This is a genomic window from Acinetobacter sp. AS5, assembly GCF_048957595.1.
GTDB lineage: Bacteria > Pseudomonadota > Gammaproteobacteria > Pseudomonadales > Moraxellaceae > Acinetobacter.
In genome coordinates this window covers 1-1,423 of sequence record NZ_JARDAL010000106.1, presented here as the reverse complement: position 1 = coordinate 1,423, position 1,423 = coordinate 1, and the positions used below count along the sequence as shown (strand labels likewise).

The 1,423-nt window shown below is 39.3% G+C and carries 3 protein-coding genes and 1 pseudogene; all 4 read right to left on the bottom strand.

The genetic code is table 11. The annotated features are described in order from the left end of the window. The coding region (locus tag PV763_RS17215) for a hypothetical protein (protein ID WP_420938263.1) at positions 1–435 on the bottom strand (435 nt) is incomplete at its 3' end. Between the two features lie 5 nt (positions 436–440). Further along, on the bottom strand, positions 441–860 hold the full coding sequence (locus tag PV763_RS17210; RefSeq protein ID WP_000145713.1) for a hypothetical protein: 420 nt from the start codon (positions 858–860) through the stop codon (positions 441–443). Between the two features lie 9 nt (positions 861–869). Further along, positions 870–1,241: a hypothetical protein gene (locus PV763_RS17205; protein ID WP_420938262.1), complete on the bottom strand. Its 372-nt coding sequence runs from the start codon at positions 1,239–1,241 to the stop codon at positions 870–872. After that, a pseudogene (locus tag PV763_RS17200) lies at positions 1,238–1,423 on the bottom strand (hypothetical protein); the annotation flags it as partial. The pseudogene PV763_RS17200 and the gene PV763_RS17205, both read right to left, overlap by 4 nt.

The window sequence follows — 1,423 nt, the reverse complement described above, 5'->3', positions numbered from 1 at the left end:
TTCATCCATCACATAAATTGAGTAGTTGTACTGGTCTAAGCGATATTTGCTTTCTTCAGTATGTTCACTGGCCAATGCTTGTAGTTGAGTTTCGTTCATGGAAGAAGCATAGCGGTTACGGATTGATTTAAGCTGGCTCAATTCTAAACGTCCAGTACTCTTGGTCAGATTGCTGACAGTTGTGAATAGATCCTGGTCATATTCTTGCAATTCACCATACAGCCAAGCAAGGTGTTCTGCATTGATGTATGGGTTATTTTTTTCATAGTAGTTTTTCAGTTTGAATAAACTCAAACCACATATGAACACAGCAACCATAAGGCTAATGACAAGCCCCTCACCGAGTTTAAGTAGGTATAGGAATATAAAGATACTAATCACGCCAATGGCAATAGAGATATATCGCATGGTTTGATTTTGGAACATTTCTAACATGGGCATTACTCACTTTTTGTAATGTTGTTTTGATAAAGATGGTCTATTTGAGCGATGGCAAGTTTCATGCGTTCCGTGGTGCAAGTCAGGTCGTCATCAAAACGATGGTTGAATTCAACAATCCCCTGTTCTTCCATGTCTTGCATTTCACGCTTAGCATTACTTAAGCCTTTTTCTATACCAACCAGATTCAAGTTAAAGAAGTCTTCTAGTAGCTTTTCACTCTCAATGATTTGTTTGAGCTCAGTAACATAGACTTCAGTTTTCTTTTTGCTGATTTCCGCAGCCATCGCATAACGAAAGTTGCCGTTTACAACAACAGTTTTGAGATCTGGTGAATATTCGTTGTATTCACTTGGAATTCGACTAACGGACTGGACGGCGTGACTCCAGCCATACTTCTGAAAATATTCAATTCCCGTCATGGTATATACCTACGATTGTTCTTTTTTAAGTTCAATAACAGCCAATAACGCTTTGTTTTGGCATTCCAATTCATATTGTTTTTGACGGTCTACATTTTGGCGATCGAAAAGTTCTCTAATCTGCTGTTTGTAGTGGTTGTCATAGTACGAATAGGCTTTACGTTCTGCTTTTCTACGTGCAATGCGTACTTTGGGATGCCAGTTGAATTCTTTGTCGTCTGCATAACCCCTCATGAACTCAACCAGTTTACTATCACCACGCATTTTACAAACCTTAATGAAGCCCATTTCTAAAACTGTAATTGGCGCACGGCGCGGATCTCCAAACTCCCAACGCCGTTTAATCCCAAAGCCACACATCTCTATTTGAACCGTAATCATGGTTTAACCTTTATCAAATGTTTGAGCTTCTGGATCTTCGACATTAAATCTGGACCATCACTTTCATGGTAAACAAGGTGTTCATTAACGAATGTGATAAAAGCATCCAATTCAGTTTGAATCGTTGCCAATTGATTGCGTAACCACTGGCATGTGGCTTCATCTTGTTTTATCGCCGTTTC